Origin of the sequence: Actibacterium sp. EMB200-NS6, from assembly GCF_001305615.1 — a bacterium.
GTDB lineage: Bacteria > Pseudomonadota > Alphaproteobacteria > Rhodobacterales > Rhodobacteraceae > Actibacterium_A > Actibacterium_A naphthalenivorans.
This window is the reverse complement of record NZ_CP010870.1, coordinates 87,281-102,592: the sequence shown is the minus strand read 5'-3', so window position 1 is coordinate 102,592 and position 15,312 is coordinate 87,281. Positions and strand designations below refer to the sequence as shown.

Below are 15,312 nucleotides of genomic sequence, written 5' to 3'. Positions count from 1 at the left end.
GGGTGGCCTCGCGGCATGACAACGTCCTAGAAACTGCCAAACGTGCTTCCCAGCACGATGATCAAGGCGCAGGCAAGGATTGGGGCCAGCACCGCCACCATGAAGATATCGCCATAGGCTTGCCGGTGGGTCATACCACAGATGCCCAGAAGCGTGATGACCGCCCCGTTGTGCGGAAGCGTATCAAGACCCCCGGTCGCCACCGAAACGACCCGATGCAACAGCGCGGGATCGACGCTTTGCGCGACCGCTTGCGCCATCAACGAAGGCCCCAGCACGTCCAGCGCAATCGACATGCCGCCCGATGCCGATCCGGTAATGCCAGCCAGCGCCCCGGACGAAAGCGCCGCCGTCACCACGACATTCCCGCCCGCGAGCCCGTCCAGACCCTGTCGCAGCACCTCGAAGCCGGGCAAGGTGGCGATCACCGCTCCAAATCCGACCAGACTTGCCGTGTTGAACAAGGGCAGCAAGGCGGACTCCGCCCCCTCGTTTAGTGTCTTCATCAGCTCTGGCGGACGGCTGAGCACCAGCGCCAGCACCAGTGCGACAGTCAGCGCGGTGATGACTGACCAAAGCCCGCCCACGCGCGCAAGGTCCGTTTCGCCGTACTGTGGCAAGGCAAGGTATCCCGTCTGGAGGGCAGGCAGAACCATCCAACCCATGGCCAACGTTACCACCCCGACAGACAGGATCGGCGCAACTGCAGCCCAAAGGGGCATGGGTACGTCCCCGAGCGACGCTGGGGGCATCACGGGCGGCGTATCGGCCTGAAGTGCCCGCGCGCGATAGCGCAGCCAAATCATGCCCAGCCCCAGCATTGCCGCGGCCGCGATCAGCCCAAGGCCGGGTGCCGCAAAGGGCGTGGTGCCGAATGTCGCCATGGGAATCGCGTTCTGGATCGACGGTGTGCCGGGCAGCGCAGTCATCGTAAAGGTGAAGGCACCCAGCGCGATGGTCGCAGGAATCAGCCGCGCGGGCAGACCGGTTTCGGCAAAAAGCGCGCGCGCCAGAGGCCAGGCAACAAAGGCCACGACGAACAGGGACACTCCGCCATAGGTCAACACCGCGCAGGCCAGAACCACCGCGAGGATTGCGTTCGCAGGCCCGACTGCCGTCGCGATCGCGCGCGCCAAGATCTGAGCCGCGCCCGAAGCATCCATCACCTTGCCAAATAGCGCCCCCAGCAGGAACAGTGGAAAGAAGGACACCACGAACCCCCCGGCCGCCTCCATGAAGACCTGCGTATAGGCCGCAAGCACGGGCGCGTCCGCCGCGAGGGCCGCTAGGACCGCCAACAGCGGTGCCAAAACCAGCACGGAAAGGCCCGCCCATGCGCCTGCAATCAGCAGGCCAAGCGCCAGAAGGATAAGAAGGACCGCCATGCATTCTCCAGTTGCTGCGTTGCAGCATAGCCGGTGACGGCACCTGTGCCAATCTTGAGCTTGATCAGCGCGTCGCGCATCGGAGCTGGATAGCGACCATTCGCGTCGAACAGGACCGTGTACTGGCTCATTTGGACCCATAGCCCATATAGGCCCCATCGGAAGGTTTCTTCGTAGAACCACGCTAAGGGGGAACTTTCAGAGAACATCTTCACGTTTCCCAGTCTCTGGCTGGTCTGATGTTCAGCGGCCGCGCAATTTTGCGGTCAGCGGTCCCAGAATGCCAATCGAAGTCGCCGGATAGGATGACGTGCTCCCACCCGAGCGGCGAGGTATGCGGAAGCAGCTTGGCGTCGTAGAGCGGGCTGGCCTGTGCGAGGTGGCTGGCCGCTTTGTCCATGTAGATCGTGTTCCAGAACGTGATGGCGGCGATGACGAGGTTGAGCGCCATGGCCCGTTTCTGTTGAGCCGCGTCAGAACGATCATGAATGCGCCCTTGTGAGTGGGCAAAGACGGCCCTGGCCAGCGAGTGCCGCGCTTCGCCCTTGTTGAGGCCTGCGTGGCATTCCATGCGCAGATCGGCGTTCTCGATCCAGTCAAGCATGAAGAGTGTGCGTTCGATCCGACCGATTTCACCGAGGGCAAGATACAGCCTGTTTTGCTGGCGGTACGCCCCAAGCTTTCGCAGGATTTCAGACGGTTTCAGAGACTTGTCGCGGATGCTGGCCGCGAGTCGCATGACGTCGCCCCAATGCTGCCGGGTCACCTCTTCATTGATAGGCTTCCCGATCAGAGGCGACAGGGTAGGCCACGCCTTCGCGCCACCGAAGCACGCCAACCGCCGGTCGGGAAAGTCGCGCAAGCGCGGGGCAAACGTCATCCCCAACAGATGGAACAGGGCAAAGACGTGGTCCGACACGCCGCCGGTATCTGTGTAGTGAACGAGGGGGTCAAAACTGGCCGGATTGCCCAGAAGACCGTCGAGCACAAAGGGCGCTTCGCCCGCCGTCGCGCCGATAACGCTGGAATGGAACGATCCGTACTGGCCCGACAGGAAAGAGTAGATTTTCAGGCCGGGGTCAGGCCCGTACTTGGCATTGATGAGTCCGCTGCCACGATTGGCAGAGAAGAACTGGCCATCTGATGAGCTGTGCTCAGCCGCGCCCCAGTGTCGCGCGAAGGGCAGACCATGATGGGCATCGACAATGCGGCCCAAGGCATCCGCGAATGTCTCGGGCCGAAGGTACCATGTCTGCGCCCAGGTCAGTTGCGCATGGCTGACACGCGATGAGGCGTGGGCCATCCGCTCCAAGCCGAGATTGGTGGCTCCAGCCAAGATCGTGGCCAGAACTGCAGCGGGTTCATCGTGCTGCTTGCCAGACCGCAGGTCAGTGAAGGCATCAAGGAACCCGGTCTGCGCATTCACCTCCCAAAGCAGCTCTGTGATGCGGATACGCGGCATCACGGCGTCGATGGCCCGTTCCAAACGCACCGCAGCAGGAGGTGTCACCGCATCATGTGGTGTGATTTTCAGCCGCCCACGCTCGATACGGACGCCGATAAGAGCATTGCGTTTCAAGGCGCGGTCCACTTGGTCAAGACGTTTCGCCAACATGCTCCGGCGATCAGCCAGCCACGCGTCCGGATCGGTCTCGAAACCTGCATCCCGCATGACAGTTTCAGCCGTGTCCCGGGGCATCAGGTAGCTGTCGAACCGGCGATACTCACGACTGCCGTCGACCCAGACATCCCCGGCTCGCAGGCGGTCTCGTAAGGTGGACACAATAGCGGTTTCATACACGCGCCGTTGTGGCTGACCGCCTTGGACGATCAGCGACGGCCAATGCTTGGCGGCAAACGGCATGGGCAGATCATCGGGCAACTTGCGTTTGCCGGTGCGGTTCTGATCCCGCAGCAAGGCGATGGCGTCCTTGAGATCATCCCCCGCATCGGTCGCATTGAATTGGAAGGCCTCCAGAAAGGCAGGGGCGAACTTGCGCATATACGCATAGCGCTCGGCCGCCAGAGAAAGCGGGTCACTGGTTGCCAGCTCTCCGAAGCTGGCAATTTCGTCACGCTTGCCCAGGAGCGTATCCCATCCGACATCCGCATCCAGCGCAGCAAAGGGGTCTTGCCCCAGGTCTTGTGCGCGGGCCATGGCATCAATGGATGCGCCGAAGAGCTGCATCAGCTTGCCAACCCGAGTCTTCCCCATACGCCAAACCTCCTCCTGATGGTTGCGGGATCTTGAGAAGAGCTGGCCGGTCAGTCGCTCGAACATGGCGATGGTCGCATCGGTGATCGTGACGGATAAATCCGCCATCTGCGCCGCGAGTGTTGCGATCCGCCGCCGCTCGCCAAAGTCGTTCAGCAAGCTCACGGGCGCTACAGCACCCTCGCGCGCGAACTTGAGCAGCCGGTCCGGGTGCAGACCCTGGCCAAGATCTGGCGGCAGATTCAATGATCGCAGATATTTCAAACGGTCCAGAAGCGCGGCCATGCTGGCCGGGCTGGTCGAGTGCGGAAAGCCGCGCAACCACGTGAGCCGCGTTTGCCCTACGGACGGGTCATTCACCAAGAGCGCCTGCAAATGGTCACGCTGCTCCAGTGAGAGGGCATCAAACAGCGCCGCGGCAGCCTCCCTTCGCGCGCGCGCCCGGCCCTTCAAGGCGAGGCGCTCAAGCGTGTCCACGCTCGGCAGCGCCAAACGGTGCTTGCGCAGGTCCGCAATCAGCGTCTCGACAATCTTCACGCCATGATCCGTCGCAAAGGCCGCCCTCGTGGCGATATCCTCCGCCTGCTGCACATGTTCAGATCCGAAAGGGGACAGACCCAAATGGCGCATCGCGAGGGCATGGTGTTCATGCCGCGTATTTCGCCTGACGGCATATTCACCGAGAGAACAAGCATCGATCTGAAGTTGCTCTGCAAGCCAGGCGATCAGTTCATCTGGCGGCATGATGCCTTCGCTCCACCCCAAACCAGGGTAGCGCAGCAGACAAATATGCACCGCAAAGCCAAGGTGGTTTTCGGCGCGGCGGCGAGTACGGATCAGATCAATGTCATCTCCGCTCAGCAGATAGTGACGGATCAAGGCTTCAGAATCTGTCGGCACCCCGAAGAGGTCCGCATACGCGCGGGAGGAAAGAAGTCTACGGGCCATAAGGCGTCCTCAAAACGTTGTTGCAAGTTTGAAGACGCCCAATATTATAGAGACTGTTAAAAAGACAGATATCCTGCACAAATCCGGGATTAGGGTAACCACCTGCGATCAGGGCCTAAAACGGCCATTTTGGAGACACCATGCCACGCACTGGCGACATCCTCGGATACGCAAGGGTCTCGACCGTCGACCAAGATTTGTCCGGACAGAAAGATCGGCTGCTACAACACGGCGCTATTCGCGTGTTCGAAGACGTGATCTCCGGCAAAACGTTCAACCGGCCCGGTTTGACAGCCTTGCTTGATCAGGCCAGACCCAACGACACCCTCGCCGTCATTCGCCTCGATCGGTTGGGGCGCTCGCTCAAGGAACTCTTGGAAACCGTCGACGGCCTCAAAGCCAGAGAGATCAATCTGATCAGCCTCGAGGAGCGGATCGATACGACTTCCGCCGCCGGAGAGCTCGTGTTCCATGTCTTCGGGGCCATTGCGCATTTCGAGCGCCGCCTGATCTCTGAGCGCACCAAAGACGGCCTGATCAACGCTCGAAAGCATGGCCGCATCCCTGGGCGCCCGCCATTGCAACCCGAGACAATCTCAGCCCTCCAAGATCTCGTCGGCGCAGGTAAATCCGTCGCTCAAGCCGCAAAACACCTCGGCATAGGCAGATCAACAGCTTACAAGGCGATCAGAAATGCCACGCTGTAAGCCATGTTCAGGCTTCGTTCTTCCTTAGCGTGGTTCTACGAAGAAACCTTCCGATGGGGCCTTCCTCGAAAATGCGGATGCGAGTCAGTCGCTCGCGCTTGGGCTTCCGCGCGTTCACCGCCAGCATCTCGTCGAGCATGTCTTGCCAAGGCCCGATCTTCGGCAACGGCTGAATGGTTCGCTCATAGGTGAGCTCCGTCGCACCGGACCGGATCACCTTGCGCACCGTGTTCCGCGATACTCGCAGCTCCCGGCAGATCTGCTTGATCGACTTCTTGTCCTGAAAATACGCCCGTCGGATCTTCGCTATCGTCTCCACGACCAACATCCCACACTGTGCTCCCCGATGACCTCGGGGGCATCATCCACATCAGTGTAAGGGGGTCATTTTTGGACGCCGATCACCCCGCTACGGGGTCAATTTTGCATGCCGGTTCACACCCATGGCACGCCCAATATGTGGACGACAGCCGCCTATGACGACGAGCTGGGGCTGATCTATGCGCCGCTTGGGAACACCACGCCCGATTACTACGGGGCAGAACGCCCGGCGTTCTCGGATGAATACAATGCCTCGCTGGTCGCGCTGGACGTGAACACTGGTCGCGAACGCTGGAAGTTCCGCACGGTGAACCATGACCTCTGGGATTATGACCTGCCCGCACAGCCTGCCTTGCTGGACCTGCCGGATGGCTCGGGCGGCACTCAGAAAGCCGTGATGCAGACCACGAAACGTGGCCAGATCTTCTTGCTGGACCGCACCACAGGCGAGCCGATTGCCGAGGTCGCGGAAAAGCCTGTTCCCCAGACCGGCCAAGTGCCGGAAGAACGTCTCGCCCCAACCCAGCCCTATTCGGTCGGGATGCCCACCATCGGTGCGGAACGGCTGACCGAAGCCCGCATGTGGGGCATGACGATGTTCGACCAGCTCGCCTGCCGCATCGCCTTCCGGCAACTGCGCTATGACGGGGACTTCACTCCGATCGGACTGGATTATGCCATCGAACAGCCCGGCAATATCGGCGGCATGAACTGGGGCAGCGTTTCCGTTGACATTCCGAACAACCGCATCTTCGTGAATGACATCCGCGCGCCGAGTATCTTCTCGCTGGTCCCGCGCGACGACTATCCGGAGTTTGCCCAAAAGGCCCATGCCGATGGCACCGGCCACGGCCCGTCGCCGCAAAAGGGCACGCCCTACGGCATGGCGACCGAGATGTGGGTCTCGCCACTGGGGGTGCCCTGTGTGACCCCGCCCTTTGGCACGATCACCGCCATCGACATGAACACCCGCAAGATTGCCTGGCAGGTCCCGGCCGGGACGGCCGAACAACTGGGGCCGTTGGGGATCAGGTCGCATCTGCCGATGCCCCTCGGCCTGCCGACCTATGCCGGCACGATTTCGACGGCCGGCGGGTTGGTGTTCTTTGCCGGAACGCAGGACTACTACCTGCGGGCATATGATGCAGAGACAGGCGAGGAGCTGTGGCGCCATGCGCTTCCGGTCGGGTCGAGCGCCACGCCCATTACCTATGTCTCCCCCAAGACGGGTAAACAATATGTCCTGATCTCGGTCGGCGGCGCGCCCTACTCGGCTGACAAGGGTGATTATGTCATGGCCTTCGCCTTGCCATAATCACAGACAGCGGTGGCTGCGGAGATCTGAACAGCCGGGATAGAGGAATTTTCCACGTATGAGCCGGGCCGGAACCCTGGATGAACCGCCGCGCCTTCTTCGACGCCAAAACGCGGACGCCTGGCAAGGCTACGCAGAAGAGATTGAGATTGTGCTGACCAATCCAGCGATCGGTGACCGTTACGATCTTCAGTTGGTCTGCCCCCATCAAGTGGTCAGGGTTGAATGTTAGTGCATGGTCGGTCTCTGGCCTATCGGGACGATGCTTTCGGGCGCCGGCGGGCGATACCCAAGGGCGCTGTGCGCGCCTGACAGCGTTGTAGTGGCGACGCCATCTCTCGATCAGGATCTGGGCCTCGTGCAGCGTGTAGAAGATCTCACCGTTCAGATGGCGTATCGGGGCTTCGCTCCCGGTCCTGCCGGTGATCTCCTTTCCGGCAGGTATTAAGCTAGGGAGGATCAGAGTTGGTTGCGCAATATGTCGGGTTGGATGTGTCGCTGGAACTGACCAGCATCTGTGTGGTGGATGAGGAAGGCCGTAGGGTTCTGGCGACGAAGGCTGCCTCGGACCCCGACGCCATCGCCGACGCGCTGCGCGAAGCGGCGGGAGAGTTCGTCAGGGTTGGCCTCGAGGCGGGGCCGCTAAGATATGCGCGAAAGTTGGTGACGCTTGATCAGGCGGCAGCTTGAATGTGGCGAACCCCGTCGCGGAACTCAACCCCGCTGATAACCTCTGGCAGGCGGTTCCGACCGTCGAGCTTTCGCCATTTCTTCTGCGCCGACATCATAAGCCGGAAGGCCATGGCGAGTCTGTCAATGGCACCTCAAAAATCCCCAGAACGGGCAACGTAAAATTCCCCAGTTTGGCGTCCCGGTTGTCAGCGGGGATCAGAGACTAGCAGCTCCATTTTTGATTTTTGGCGGCCGTCCCCGGCGCTTTGGTGGCGGGGGTGGGGCGATGGGGGCATTGGAGCGCACGTATTCGGGAATGAGGTCAGCGTGCCCTCTGAGCCGATAGCTGGCGCCTTCGATCTGCAGGACGACAGCATGGTGAAGCAGCCTGTCCAGCAGTGCCGTCGCGACGACGGGATCCCCGAAGACCTCCCCCCACTCGGCAAAGCCGCGGTTCGAGGTAAGGATCATGGCTCCTTTTTCGTAGCGGGCATTGACCAACTGGAAGAACAGGTTGGCACCGCCCTGGGTAATCGGCAGGTAGCCGATCTCGTCGACGATCAGCAGTGAGGCCCGGGCATAGAAGCGGATCTTCTCGGACAGCCGCCCTTCTTGCTCGGCCTTGGACAGGGCCTCGACCAGCTCTGCCAGGGTGGCTCTGTAGACGCTCCGACCTGCCTTTACTGCAGCGACCCCCAGAGCAGTGGCCAGATGCGATTTTCCGGTGCCAGGCGGACCAAGGAAATGGACGACCTCGGCACGCCGGATGAAGTCGAGCTGTGCCAGAGCGGCCACCCTTTCCCGATCTATGGAAGGCTGGAAGCTGAAGTCGAACCCCTCCAGGGTCTTGATCGGAACAAGCCGCGCGGTTTTCAGGGCCACGTCGATCCGCCGGGTTTCCCTGGTCGAGTATTCCTCACTCAGCAAGATATCGATGGCCTCCAGCGCTGTGATTTCGCCCTGCTCCAGCCGATGCAGGGTATGATCCAGAGCCTCCAGGGCACGGGGCATTTTCAGGCCGACGAGGGCGCCCCGAACGCGGTCCAGCACCCCGTTCATCTTGGCACCTCTCCGGAGGCCAGTCGCCGACCGACGGCGTCATAGAAGTCCAGGGAGCGGCGCAGGCCCGGTGGACGCTCGGGGCGTGCGACCGGTCGCTTCGGCGGCGCCTTGCGGTGGCTGGGATCGACACGGCGCTGGTTCTTGCCCTCCAGGACAGGGTGGCGGGCAATCTCCACGCCATCCTCGAAGATCCTGATGTCGCGGGTATGGTTCTGGACCTCGAGCATCCGCCTGCGCGTGGTGTCGGGGACGCTGTAGAAGTTGCCGTCGACCGAGACCATGCCATCCTTGCTGACACGCCGTTCGACGGTCAGCACGGCATCGTAGGGCAAGGCCGGCAAGGAGATCAGAAAGGGCTGTTCCTCGGCAAAATGTTCGTCGACGACCCGATGCGTGGTGGCATGGACCCGGGGATTGGCGATGTCTTCCCGCCAGGCTGTGAACTGGTCATTCAGATCCGCCAGATCACGGAAGTCACGGGCCAGAAAGAAATCCTGCCGGATATAGCGGAATGGCCTCTCGACCTTGCCTTTCGTCTTGGCCCTGTACGGTTTGCAGGCGCGCGGGGCCGATCTGTAGTGGTTCAGCAGCGCCACCAGAGAGGTGTTGTAGGTGACAACGCCTGCGGCGTCCTGGCCGACCACCGCTGTTTTCATACGATCATAGAGGATCTCCTCCGGCGCCCCGCCCAGGGCTTCAAAGGCTGCGATATGGCAGCGCATGACGGACTGCAGGTTCTGGCTGGCAACGAATTGCCCCCACATCCATCGGCTGTGGCCCAGAACCAGACTGAACAGCCAGACCTTGCGGATGATGCCGGGCTCGGCGGTAAACTCCACGACAAATTCCGCGAAGTCGACCTGCGCCTGTTTGCCCGGAGGCGTTTCAAACCGACGCTCGAAGCGCGCCGTGAGCGGGGGGCGAACCGTGCGAAGGTATTTCTTCAGGGTTGTATAGCTGCCCTCATAGCCCTTGCCCTGCAATTCCCGGAATAGCCGACGCCCCGAAAGCTCCGGGAAATCCGCGACCCGATCACGCAGATAGGCATGATATCCGTCAAGTTTGCTGCCTCGTGGCGGGCGGGGCCCATAGATCGGGGGCTCCAGCCCAAGGTCCAGATACTTGCGGACAGTTTTACGGTCACAGCCCATCTGCCGGGCGATCGCGCTCACGCTCAGGCCCTGGCGTTTCAAATCATGTATCAACACAATTTCTCTCAGTTGGATCACCCGGCACCCTCCACACTGGTCGGAGGCATTCCGGGTGCTTTTTTGGCGAAAGCCAATTCTGAGGGGGCATGCCCCCTCAGAATTGGCCACTCAGTGCCACAACTGGGGAAAATTCAGCTGCCCGTTCTGGGGAAGATAAACCGGCCACTTACACGAGTCCGGTCTTTCGGCTCAGGCAGTCCTTGGTTCGCCGGGTGCGGTGCCGGACGGTAGCGAAGGTGCTCTCGATCGGATTTGACGTCAGGATATGCTTCCAGTGCTCGGCCGGATAATCGTAGAGGGTCAGCAGCGCGTCCCGGTCCTTGACCAGCTTGGCCACCGCCTTGTCCCATTTCACGCCATAGGTTTCGACGAAGACGTTGAAGGCGACGTTGGCTTCGGCCTTTGGCCCTGGCCTGCACCGATTTCGGCAGCGCGTTTAGAACGTTCATGGTCTTGTGCAGCCAGCACCGCTGCTCCTAAATAATAACCCCGGACGAAGCCCGTACTCCGCTAATTTACGCCGCAAGTTGTGCCGAATGTTCTGACGACGGACACGCCGCCGTCGTGATCATGCTCCGTAGCCTGAAGATGTATGGCATGGCCCAAGCCGTCACCGACCTGATCGAGCAAGGAGCACCAGCCTTCGATGCGGCCGTGCCGATCCTGTCCCAGTTGCTGAAAGCCGAGATGGCCGAGCGCGAGGTTCGCTCGATTGCCTATCACATGAAGGCTGCCCGCTTCCCAGTCTACAAGGATATCTCCGGCTACGACTTCGCCGCCAGCGAAATCAACGAGGCGACGGTGCGCCAACAGCATCGATGCGAGTTCATGGACGGAGCGCAGAACATTGTTCTCGTCGGCGGACCGGGCACAGGTAAAACACACGTCGCGACTGCTCTCGGCGTCCAGGCTATCGAGCATCACCGCCGAAAGGTCCGCTTCTTCTCGACCATCGAACTGGTCAACGCGCTCGAGCAGGAGAAGGCAAAGGGCAAGGCAGGTCAGATCGCCGAGACGCTGGTCCGTCTCGATCTGCTGATCCTCGATGAACTCGGATACCTTCCGTTCAGTGCTTCCGGCGGAGCGCTGCTCTTCCACCTGCTGAGCAAGCTTTACGAGCGCACCAGCGTCGTCATAACCACCAACCTCAGCTTCAGCGAATGGGCCACCGTCTTCGGCGATGCCAAGATGACCACAGCTCTGCTCGAACGCCTGACCCACCGTTGCCACATCCTGGAAACCGGTAACGACAGCTTCCGCTTCAAGGCCAGCTCGGCCGCAGCAGCGCAGAAGAGAGGAGAAGAGACCAATCCCTTGACCAAAGCCTGATCAGAAAACCATACTCAGAGGTGGCTCACTTCTCGGTGGAAAAACCGGCTCAGTTCTGCGCGGAAACCAACAATTCGGGCACTCGCAGTTTCGGATCCGACGTAAGAGCGGCGTTGTCAGGCCAAGCCCCACAGCCTGTTTCAGAAAGATAAGGGACGTATATCGATCATCTACAGCGGCAGTCATATCGAGACTATCCACACATTCACTTTCCTGAAGGAGGTTCACGCCGCCACGAGACGATCTTCGGCGTGAACACCTGAACGATCTCGCCATCCTGGTTGATCGTCTCGCTGCGGAAGGTGACGAGGCCGCGTTCGGGTTTCGAGCGTGACGGCGCGATGGTGACGATTTCGCTTTCGACATGGATGCGGTCGCCGGGCCATGTGGCGCGGGGCCAGGAGATTTCCCCGCCCGCGCCGATCAGCCCGCCGGCCAGCGGCAGGCTCTGCACCAGCAGCCGCATGGTGGTCGCGGCCGTGTGCCAGCCGCTGGCGGCGAGCTTGCCGAACAGGCTGTCGCGCGCCAGTTCCTCGTCGAGATGGAAGAACTGCGGATCGTAGCGCCCGGCAAATTCCCGGATTTCGTCGATTTCCATCACATGGGAAGGGCTGGTGAAGCGCTGCCCGATGGTCAGGTCATCGAGATAGAGCTTCACCGCCTGCGCATCTTCGGTCATCTCGCGTCTCCCTCAGCCGGCCAGCGTCGCGTCCGGCGAGCGCTTTTAGTATTCGTCGAGAACGATCTGGCGGATCGCGGTCTTGAGCAGCTTGCCGGTTGCCGTGTGCGGCAGTTCCTCGACGATGATGACTTCGTCGGGAATGCTCCACTTGGAGATCTTGCCGGTATAGACATCGAGCATGTCGTGGCGGGTAAACGTCTGGCCGGGCTTGACCACCACCACCAGAACGGGCCGCTCGCCCCAGCGGGCATCGGGAGCGGCAACCACGGCCGCTTCCTTGATCGCCGGATGGGCCTGCGCGATGTTCTCAAGCTCGATCGAGCTGATCCATTCGCCGCCGGATTTCACCACGTCCTTGGTGCGGTCGACGATCTGCACGAAGCCGTCCTCGTCCATGGTGACGACATCGCCCGTGTCGAACCAGCCTTCGACGGCATGCGCCGGGCTCTTTTCCGTGTTGTAGTAACCGGCCGCGACCCAGGGGCCGCGCACCAGCATGGCGCCGAAGGCCTTGCCGTCGCGCGCCACCGGCTTGCCGTCGCTGCCGTCGATGCGGAATTCCATGCCGAACAGCGGGCGGCCCTGCTTGGATTCGAGCGTGAGGCGCTGTTCCGCCGAGAGCTTCTCGTGCTTGGGAAGAAGCGTCGCCGCAAGTCCGATCGGGCTCGTTTCCGTCATGCCCCAGGCATGGCGAACCGTAACGCCCATGTTGTGGAAACGGCTGATCATGATCGGCGGCGTGGCCGATCCGCCGATGGCGACCCGCTTCAGGCTCGTGAACTTCTGGCCATGGGCATCCATCCAGTCGAGCAGGCCGAGCCAGACCGTCGGCACGCCGGCGGTTGCCGTCACGCCTTCGCTTTCGAACAGTGAATGCAGGCTGGCGCCATCGAGGTTCGGGCCGGGCATCACGAGCTTCGCCCCGACCATCGGGGCCGCGAACGGCAGGCCCCAGGCGTTGACGTGGAACATCGGCACCACCGGCACCACGGCGTCATTGGCCGAAAGGCTGAGCACGTCCATCAAGCTGATCGCCATGGCATGCAGCACGCTGGAGCGGTGGCTGTAGAGCACGCCCTTCGGATCGCCCGTGGTGCCCGAGGTGTAGCACAGGGCGGATGCGGTATTCTCGTCGAACACCGGCCATTCGAATTCGTCGGGTTCGTTGGCAATCAGCGTCTCGTAGCAGACGAGGTTCGGCAGCACGTCCGACTTCGGCATATGCGCCTCGTCGGTCAGGATGACCACGGCCTTCAGCGGCGCCAGCCGGTCGGCCAGCGCTTCGAGGATCGGCAGGAAGGTGAGGTCGGAGAAGAGCACGCTGTCGCCGGCATGTTCGATGATGTAGCCGATCTGCTCGCGGAAGAGGCGCGGGTTGATCGTGTGGCACACGAAGCCCGAGCCTGATACGCCGTAATAGAGTTCCATGTGGCGATAGCCGTTCCAGGCAAGCGTGCCCACCCGGTCGCCATGCTCAAGGCCGAGCTTCTTGAGCGCGTTGGCGAGCTTCTGGCTGCGCTTGGAAAGATCCGCATAGGTGTAGCGATGGATGGGGCCTTCTACGGTCTTCGAAACCACTTCCGTGCTGCCGTGATAGGTCGCTGCGTGACGCAGGATCGATGACACGAGCAGCGGTGCATTCATCATCATGCCAAGCATGGTCTTCTCCTCCCGGGATAAACTTCAATCAGAATAAGTCGGCGTCGAGCGCCATGATGTCGGCAGCGCCGGCGCGGATGGCCGCGTCGAGGCTGACGGTCTGCGGCAGCAGGCGGGCCGCAAAGAAGCGGGCAAGCGCAAGCTTGCGCTGCTTCAGCGGCGTCGTCGCATCGGCTGAGGCTTCTTCGGCCATGCGCACCCAGAGCCAGCCGAAGCTCACCAGCGCGAAGAAGCGCAGGTAGTCGGTGGCGCTCGCTCCGGCCTCCACCGGATCGGCGCCCTTGGCCAGCAAGTCTTCCGTCAGTTTCTCCAGCCGGGCAAGGGCCTCGAGAACGGAGGTTTTCACCGTTTCCAGTTCGGCCGGACCCTTCGTGGCCGAAAGGTCATTGCGCACCAGCGCGAAGAAGCCGCGTGCCACGGCGCCGTTTTCCATCGGCAGCTTCCGGCCGACGAGATCCATGGCCTGCACGCCGTTGGTGCCCTCGTAGATCTGGGCGATGCGGGCATCGCGCACATACTGTTCCATGCCCCATTCGCGGATATAGCCGTGACCGCCGAACACCTGCTGCGACTGGACGGCGATCTCGAAGCCGAAATCGGTGAAGGCGGCCTTCACCACCGGCGTCAGCAGCGCGACGAGGCCGTCGGCCTTGCGGCGCGCTTCCGCATCCGGGTGACGAGCGGCGATGTCCATCTGCAAGGCGGTCCAGATGGCGAGCGCGCGGCCGGCTTCGGTCAGCGACCGGCCGGTCAGCAGCATCTTGCGCACATCGGCATGTTCGATGATCGGCACGGGGCCGCGCGCACCGTCGGCGGAGCGGCCCTGCAGGCGCTCACGGGCGTAGGCGACGGCCTTCTGGTTGGCGGCCTCGCCAATGCCCAGCCCCTGAATGCCGACGAACAGGCGCTCGGCATTCATCATCGTGAACATGGCGTTGAGGCCGCGGCCGGGCTCTCCGACCAGCCAGCCGATGGCGCCGTCATAGTTCATCACGCAGGTCGGCTGGGCGTGAATGCCCATCTTGTGCTCCAGCGAGCCGACCGACATGCGGTTGCGCTCACCGAGCGAGCCGTCTTCCCTGACGAGGAACTTGGGCGACAGGAACAGGCTGATGCCCTTCACGCCCTTCGGCGCATCGGGCAGGCGGGCCAGCACCAGATGCACGATGTTGCCGCCGAAATCCTGATCGCCGGAGGAAATGAAGATCTTGGTGCCCTTGATGGCGTAGGAACCGTCGCCCACCGGCTCGGCGCGGGTGGTGAGCAGGCCGAGATCGGTGCCGGCGGAGGATTCGGTGAGCGCCATCGCGCCCGTCCATTCGCCCGAGATCATCTTCGGCAGATATGTCTGCTTCAGCTCGTCGCTCGCATGATGGGCGATTGCTTCGACCGCGCCGCGCGTCAGGCCCGGAAATAGGCCGAAGGAGAGGTTGGCGGAAGACAGCATCTCGTCCAGCAGGATCTGCAGCACGCGCGGCAGGCCCTGTCCGCCGAACTCCGGGTCGCCGGAAAGTCCGCCCCAGCCGGCTTCGACGAAGGCCTTGTAGGCGTCGGCGATGCCCTTCGGCGTCGTCACCAGACCGTTTTCCAGCTTGCAACCTTCCTCGTCGCCGGGACGGTTGAGCGGTTCGAGGATTTCGGCGCAGAACTTGCCGCCTTCCTCCATGACGCTCGTTGCGAGTTCCGTGTTGACCTCTTCAAAGCCGGGAAGGGCGGCCATCTGCGCGTCGAAGTCGAAGACCTCGCCGAGCAGGAAGGAGATATCGTCGACGGGAGGGATATAGCCAGCCATGGGAGTTTCCTTGC

Annotated in this window: 11 protein-coding genes and 5 pseudogenes; 4 read left to right on the top strand and 12 right to left on the bottom strand. The window is 62.0% G+C overall.

Annotated elements, in window-relative coordinates:
* Positions 1 to 26: 26 nt before the first annotated feature.
* The 3 genes from TQ29_RS18160 to TQ29_RS18150 all read right to left on the bottom strand — a co-directional run bounded on the left by TQ29_RS18160 (position 27) and on the right by TQ29_RS18150 (position 4,548).
* The gene (locus TQ29_RS18160; RefSeq protein WP_054540573.1) at positions 27 to 1,385 is read right to left on the bottom strand and encodes a GntP family permease; all 1,359 of its coding nucleotides are present in this window, start codon (positions 1,383 to 1,385) and stop codon (positions 27 to 29) included.
* Positions 1,346 to 1,516, bottom strand: coding sequence for a hypothetical protein (locus TQ29_RS21195; protein WP_255353472.1), 171 nt, complete (start codon positions 1,514 to 1,516; stop codon positions 1,346 to 1,348). The genes TQ29_RS18160 and TQ29_RS21195 overlap by 40 nt, the downstream gene beginning before the upstream one ends.
* 80 nt (positions 1,517 to 1,596) lie before the next feature.
* Positions 1,597 to 4,548, bottom strand: coding sequence for a Tn3 family transposase (locus TQ29_RS18150; RefSeq protein WP_054540571.1), 2,952 nt, complete (start codon positions 4,546 to 4,548; stop codon positions 1,597 to 1,599).
* A gap of 140 nt (positions 4,549 to 4,688) precedes the next feature.
* Here TQ29_RS18150 and TQ29_RS18145 point away from each other — a divergent pair, with 140 nt between their 5' ends.
* Entirely contained in the window at positions 4,689 to 5,255 is a 567-nt protein-coding gene (locus TQ29_RS18145) for a recombinase family protein (protein ID WP_054540570.1), read from the top strand.
* A gap of 61 nt (positions 5,256 to 5,316) precedes the next feature.
* On the opposite strand, the pseudogene TQ29_RS18140 reads toward TQ29_RS18145, so the two are convergent.
* Positions 5,317 to 5,583, bottom strand: a pseudogene (locus TQ29_RS18140) (IS21 family transposase); the annotation flags it as partial.
* 108 nt (positions 5,584 to 5,691) lie between these two features.
* Here TQ29_RS18140 and TQ29_RS18135 point away from each other — a divergent pair.
* Positions 5,692 to 6,891: pseudogene (locus TQ29_RS18135) on the top strand (PQQ-binding-like beta-propeller repeat protein); the annotation flags it as partial.
* A 228-nt stretch (positions 6,892 to 7,119) separates the two neighbouring features.
* Here the strand turns inward: TQ29_RS18135 and TQ29_RS20815 are convergent.
* Positions 7,120 to 7,279: pseudogene (locus tag TQ29_RS20815) on the bottom strand (integrase core domain-containing protein); the annotation flags it as partial.
* A gap of 77 nt (positions 7,280 to 7,356) precedes the next feature.
* Here TQ29_RS20815 and TQ29_RS18130 point away from each other — a divergent pair.
* On the top strand, positions 7,357 to 7,581 hold the full coding sequence (locus TQ29_RS18130; protein ID WP_054540568.1) for a hypothetical protein: 225 nt from the start codon (positions 7,357 to 7,359) through the stop codon (positions 7,579 to 7,581).
* Here the strand turns inward: TQ29_RS18130 and TQ29_RS20810 are convergent.
* The 4 genes and pseudogenes from TQ29_RS20810 to TQ29_RS20450 form a co-directional block, all read right to left on the bottom strand.
* Positions 7,566 to 7,700, bottom strand: a pseudogene (locus TQ29_RS20810) (IS256 family transposase); the annotation flags it as partial. The gene TQ29_RS18130 and the pseudogene TQ29_RS20810 sit on opposite strands and share 16 nt — an antisense overlap.
* A gap of 79 nt (positions 7,701 to 7,779) precedes the next feature.
* A complete protein-coding gene (istB, locus tag TQ29_RS18125) occupies positions 7,780 to 8,622 on the bottom strand; it encodes an IS21-like element helper ATPase IstB (RefSeq protein WP_054540567.1) in 843 nt (280 codons plus the stop codon).
* On the bottom strand, positions 8,619 to 9,854 hold the full coding sequence (gene istA / locus TQ29_RS18120) for an IS21 family transposase (protein WP_054540566.1): 1,236 nt from the start codon (positions 9,852 to 9,854) through the stop codon (positions 8,619 to 8,621). Before istA ends, istB (TQ29_RS18125) begins: the two co-directional genes overlap by 4 nt.
* A 154-nt stretch (positions 9,855 to 10,008) precedes the next feature.
* A pseudogene (locus tag TQ29_RS20450) lies at positions 10,009 to 10,312 on the bottom strand (transposase); the annotation flags it as partial.
* A gap of 94 nt (positions 10,313 to 10,406) precedes the next feature.
* On the opposite strand from TQ29_RS20450, the gene istB (TQ29_RS18110) reads away from it, so the two are divergent.
* Positions 10,407 to 11,165: an IS21-like element helper ATPase IstB gene (gene istB / locus TQ29_RS18110; RefSeq protein WP_054540564.1), complete on the top strand. Its 759-nt coding sequence runs from the start codon at positions 10,407 to 10,409 to the stop codon at positions 11,163 to 11,165.
* 205 nt (positions 11,166 to 11,370) lie between these two features.
* Here istB (TQ29_RS18110) and TQ29_RS18105 read toward each other — a convergent pair whose 3' ends face one another.
* Genes TQ29_RS18105 through TQ29_RS18095 form a run of 3 tightly spaced genes read right to left on the bottom strand, consistent with a single transcriptional unit; the run spans position 11,371 to position 15,298 of the window.
* Complete coding sequence (locus tag TQ29_RS18105) at positions 11,371 to 11,844, bottom strand: MaoC family dehydratase (protein ID WP_173585989.1); 474 nt, start codon at positions 11,842 to 11,844, stop codon at positions 11,371 to 11,373.
* A 45-nt stretch (positions 11,845 to 11,889) separates the two neighbouring features.
* Positions 11,890 to 13,506: a long-chain-fatty-acid--CoA ligase gene (locus tag TQ29_RS18100; RefSeq protein ID WP_054540563.1), complete on the bottom strand. Its 1,617-nt coding sequence runs from the start codon at positions 13,504 to 13,506 to the stop codon at positions 11,890 to 11,892.
* Positions 13,507 to 13,534: 28 nt separating this feature from the next.
* A complete protein-coding gene (locus tag TQ29_RS18095; protein WP_054540562.1) occupies positions 13,535 to 15,298 on the bottom strand; it encodes an acyl-CoA dehydrogenase C-terminal domain-containing protein in 1,764 nt (587 codons plus the stop codon).
* Positions 15,299 to 15,312: the final 14 nt, after the last annotated feature.

Bases quoted from the DNA above. Each gene is read 5' to 3' on its own strand.
- TQ29_RS18160 (WP_054540573.1), bottom strand. From the start codon at position 1,385: ATGGCGGTCCTTCTTATCCTTCTGGCGCTTGGCCTGCTGATTGCAGGC.
- TQ29_RS21195 (WP_255353472.1), bottom strand. From the start codon at position 1,516: ATGAGCCAGTACACGGTCCTGTTCGACGCGAATGGTCGCTATCCAGCT.
- TQ29_RS18150 (WP_054540571.1), bottom strand. From the start codon at position 4,548: ATGGCCCGTAGACTTCTTTCCTCCCGCGCGTATGCGGACCTCTTCGGG.
- TQ29_RS18145 (WP_054540570.1), top strand. From the start codon at position 4,689: ATGCCACGCACTGGCGACATCCTCGGATACGCAAGGGTCTCGACCGTC.
- istB (WP_054540567.1), bottom strand. From the start codon at position 8,622: ATGAACGGGGTGCTGGACCGCGTTCGGGGCGCCCTCGTCGGCCTGAAA.
- istB (WP_054540564.1), top strand. From the start codon at position 10,407: ATGCTCCGTAGCCTGAAGATGTATGGCATGGCCCAAGCCGTCACCGAC.
- TQ29_RS18105 (WP_173585989.1), bottom strand. From the start codon at position 11,844: ATGACCGAAGATGCGCAGGCGGTGAAGCTCTATCTCGATGACCTGACC.
- TQ29_RS18100 (WP_054540563.1), bottom strand. From the start codon at position 13,506: ATGCTTGGCATGATGATGAATGCACCGCTGCTCGTGTCATCGATCCTG.
- TQ29_RS18095 (WP_054540562.1), bottom strand. From the start codon at position 15,298: ATGGCTGGCTATATCCCTCCCGTCGACGATATCTCCTTCCTGCTCGGC.